Source organism: uncultured Thermomonas sp. (genome assembly GCF_937872235.1).
GTDB lineage: Bacteria > Pseudomonadota > Gammaproteobacteria > Xanthomonadales > Xanthomonadaceae > Thermomonas > Thermomonas beijingensis.
This window is the reverse complement of the sequence record NZ_CALMPC010000014.1, coordinates 1-4,353: the sequence shown is the minus strand read 5'-3', so window position 1 is coordinate 4,353 and position 4,353 is coordinate 1. Positions and strand designations below refer to the sequence as shown.

Annotated in this window: 3 protein-coding genes; 1 reads left to right on the top strand and 2 read right to left on the bottom strand. The window is 62.8% G+C overall.

Translation table 11 applies throughout. The features are described from left to right. Positions 1–1,024, bottom strand: a 1,024-nt coding sequence (locus QWB57_RS01245) for a cbb3-type cytochrome c oxidase subunit I (RefSeq protein ID WP_288967991.1), incomplete at its 3' end; no start/stop codon positions are given. 30 nt (positions 1,025–1,054) lie between these two features. Next, positions 1,055–2,029 (bottom strand): cytochrome c oxidase subunit II, encoded by a 975-nt coding sequence (gene coxB / locus QWB57_RS01240; RefSeq protein ID WP_288967990.1) that lies wholly within the window; start codon positions 2,027–2,029, stop codon positions 1,055–1,057. Positions 2,030–2,251: 222 nt separating this feature from the next. Between coxB and putA the strand changes: the two genes are divergently transcribed. Continuing rightward, positions 2,252–4,353 (top strand): bifunctional proline dehydrogenase/L-glutamate gamma-semialdehyde dehydrogenase PutA (gene putA / locus QWB57_RS01235; protein WP_288967989.1); only part of this gene is annotated, 2,102 nt, incomplete at its 3' end.

Genomic DNA, 4,353 nt, shown 5'->3' with positions numbered 1-4,353 from the left:
TGGTGGTGACCCAGTTGAATACCTTCACCCCGGTGGGGATCGAGATCAGCATGGTGGCGAACATGAAGTACAACTCGCCACCCAGCGGCATACCTACCACGAACATGTGGTGCGCCCACACGATGAACGACAGGAAGGCAATCGCTGCGGTGGCATACACCATCGCCTGATAACCAAACAGCGGCTTGCGGCTGAAGGTGGGGATGATTTCACTGACGATGCCGAACGCCGGCAAAATCATGATGTACACCTCGGGATGCCCGAAGAACCAGAAGATGTGCTGGTACATCACCGGGTCACCGCCACCGGCGGCATTGAAGAAGCTGGTGGCAAAGAAGCGATCGGTCAGCAGCATGGTGACCGCACCTGCCAGCACCGGCATCACGGCGATCAACAGGAACGCGGTGATCAGCCAGGTCCAGCAGAAGATCGGCATTTTCAGCAGATCCATGCCCGGCGCGCGCATGTTGAGCACCGTGGCAATGATGTTGATGGCGCCCATGATCGAGCTGATGCCCATCATGTGGATGGCGAAGATCGCAAACGCCAGGTTGCTGCCGCCCTGCAGCGACAGCGGCGGGTACATGGTCCAGCCGCCGCCGGGCGCGCCGCCCGGGAGGAAGAAGGTCAGCAGCAGCAGCGCGAACGCGAACGGCATGATCCAGAACGACCAGTTGTTCATGCGCGGCAACGCCATGTCCGGCGCGCCGATCTGCAACGGGATCATCCAGTTCGCCAAGCCCACGAAGGCCGGCATGATCGCGCCGAAAATCATCACCAGCGCGTGCATGGTGGTCAACTGGTTGAAGAACTCCGGTTTGACGAACTGCAGGCCCGGCTGCATCAGCTCGGTACGAATGCCCACTGACAGCGCGGCCCCCACAATCACCATCACGAAGGCGAACACCAAGTACAAGGTGCCGATGTCTTTGTGGTTGGTGGAGAACAACCAGCGTTCAATGAAGCCCTGCTGGTGACCGTGTGCGTCGTGGTGATCGACGGCGTCGTGTTGCGTAGCAGACATGGATTTGACCTTCGTGAATGCGGACGTGGATCAACCGGCCTGCGCAGCAGTGGCTGCGTCAGGCGGGGTGGTCTGCGAAGTGGTGGTGGCCGTAGCAGCGCCAGCAGGCTTGTCTTCAGCCGCCGGCGCAGCGGGGGCAGGCGCCGCCGGTGCAGGCGCGGCCGGGGGTGCATGCTTGGCCTTTTCCGATGCCAGCCAGCTGGCGAACTCGTCCTTGCTCACGGCCTTGACCACGATCGGCATGAAGCCATGATCCTTGCCGCACAGCTCGGCGCACTGGCCGCGATAAATACCGGGCTGGTCGATCTGCGCCCATGCCTCATTCACGATCCCCGGCACGGCGTCCTGCTTCCAGCCCAGATCCGGCACCCACCACGAGTGGATCACATCGTCAGCAGTAATCACGAAGCGGATCTTGGTACCCACCGGCAGTACCAGCACGTTGTCCACATCCAGCAAGTAATGCGGGTCATCCGCAGCCGTGACCACTTTGCCACTCTGGCGCAGCTCGTCATGCTTGCGGTTCAACCGGCTGCTAAAACCGACGCCTTCACCCAGATAGTCGTATTTCCACATCCACTGGTAGCCGGTCACCTTGACCGTCATCGCGGCGTCGCGCACGTCGTACATGCGCAGCAGGCCGCTGGTGGCGGGGAACGCCAAACCGATCAGGATCAACACCGGAATCGCTGTCCAGATCGCCTCCAACTTGGTGCTATGCACAAAGCTGGTATCCGGCACCGCGCCCTTGGACTTGCGGAACTTGAAGATGGCCACCGCCATCGCGCCGAACACCAGGATGCCGATCACCACGCAAATCCACAGCACGATCATGTGGGCGTCGTAGGCGGCATGCGCGGTGGGGGTCACCCCTTCCCGCATGTTCAACTGCCAAGGGTGCGGATCGGTCGATCCAGAGAAATGTGCATGCGCAGTTGCCAGCAGCGGCAGGCAGGTCAGCGCCAAGGCCGCCAATGCCCGCTGTTTGAAACGACCGAATGTCATCACTATTGCGCCCCGTTGCCTGAATGACGGTGCGGCCCCCAGATCGTCAATTGACCCAAGTCAACCTCACCTAACCGATACGATGGTAATGGCGCAGCCCGCAGGCGGCAACCGTGGACATGCAAAAAACCGCCACAACGCCCGGTTTATCTGGATGCCGGCGCTGCCCGCAGGCACTAAACTAGGCGGCTTACCCCTCAGGAATGCCGGTTTTCCCGCGCAATGAATACCCCTGCCAGCCCCTCTGCCTCGCCCGTGCCGATTCTGGCACCGGAGCTGAACCCGCCCGCGTCTGCCCCACGCGCCGCCATTACCGCCGGCTGGATCCGCGACGAAGCCGCACATGTGCGCGAATTGTTGGTGCAGGCCACCCTGCCCGACGCCGACCGCAATGCCGCACAAGCCGTGGCCGCCGATCTGGTGCGCCGGGTCCGCGTGCGTGCCAACCATCAAGGCGTGGTTGAAGCCTTCATGCGCCAGTACGACCTCGGCAGTGAGGAAGGCGTGCTGCTGATGTGCGTGGCCGAAGCGCTGCTGCGCATTCCCGACCAAGCCACCGCCGACGCGCTGATTCGCGACAAATTGGCCGATGCCAACTGGAAGAAACATCTGGGCCAGTCCGATTCGGTGCTGGTCAATGCCTCTACCTGGGGCTTGATGCTGACCGGCAAACTGGTTGATCTGGCCGATGACACCAAGCGCGATGTGCATGGCGCGTTCCAGCGCTTGGTGGGACGCGCCGGTGAGCCCATGATCCGGCTGGCGGTGCGCCAGGCGATGAAGATCATGGGCCATCAATTCGTGCTGGGCCGCACGATTGACGAGGCCTTGGCGCGTTCGCGCAAGGGCGACTTCGCCAATTACCGCTATTCCTTCGACATGCTCGGCGAAGGCGCACTGACCACGCAAGATGCGCTGCGCTATCAGCAGGCATACCTGTCCGCCATCCACGCCATCGGCCAGACCGGCCCCAATGGCAGTTTTGCCGGCAGCGATGTGTTTGCCGCGCCCAGCATCTCGGTCAAACTCTCCGCCCTGCATCCGCGCTACGAGCACGCCAAGCGCGCGCGCGTACTCGACGAGCTGGGTGGCCGCCTGCTGGAGCTGACGCAATTGGCGCGCCGCTACGGCATCGGTCTGACCATCGATGCCGAAGAAACCGACCGGCTGGAGCTCTCGCTGGACTTGATTTTTCAGGTCATGGCCGAGCGTTCGCTGAGCGGCTGGAACGGCTTTGGCATCGTGGTGCAGGCCTATCAGAAGCGCGCCCCGTTCGTCATCGACCACATCGCGCAGATGGCCGCGCAATTGAACCGGCGCATCCCCGTGCGGCTGGTCAAGGGCGCGTATTGGGATGCCGAAATCAAACGTGCGCAAATGGACGGGCAAGCTGGCTATCCGCTGTTCACCCGCAAACAAAACACCGATGTCAGCTACCTGGCCAATGCGCGGCGCCTGCTCGATCACGGCAACGCGATCTACCCGATGTTTGCCACCCACAATGCGCAAACGATTGCCAGCGTGCACCGGATGGCGCGGGCGATGCGCAGCCGCCGCGATTTTGAATTCCAAAAACTGCATGGCATGGGCGATGACCTGTATGCCGAAGTGATCCCGGAAAACCGCCTCGACGTGCCTTGCCGGGTGTACGCGCCGGTGGGCAGCCACGAAGACCTGCTGCCGTATCTGGTGCGCCGCCTGCTGGAAAACGGTGCCAATTCCAGCTTCGTCAACCGCATCACCGACGAAACCATCCCGGTGGAAGAGCTCGTGCGCGACCCGGTTGAATTCGTGTCTTCGCTGGAACACATCGCCCATCCCCGCATCCCGCTGCCGGTCAATCTGTACCGCAGCCAACACCAAGATCGAGACAATTCCATGGGTATCAATCTCGCCAACGACGACCAGCTGCGTGACCTTGCCGCTGCCCTCAATACCGCCGGTGCCGGCAGCTGGACCGCTACGCCACTGGTGCCGGGCGCACCGGCCACGGGCGAAAAAATCGCGGTCACAAATCCAGCCGACCGCCGTGAAGTGGTGGGCCACTGGCAGGCCAGCGATGCCGCCACCGTCGAAAAGGCGCTGGCCAATGCGGTGGCCGCACAGCCCGCCTGGGATGCCACCCCGGCCGCCTCCCGAGCGGCCCTGCTGGAACATGCCGCCAGCCTGCTGGAAGCGCGCATGCCCGCCTACATGGCGATGTGCACCAAGGAAGCCGGCAAGACCTTGAGCGACGGTATCGCCGAAGTGCGCGAGGCGGTGGATTTCCTGCGCTACTACGCCCTGCAAGCACGCGAGCATTTCGCCCCGATGGCCCTGCCCGG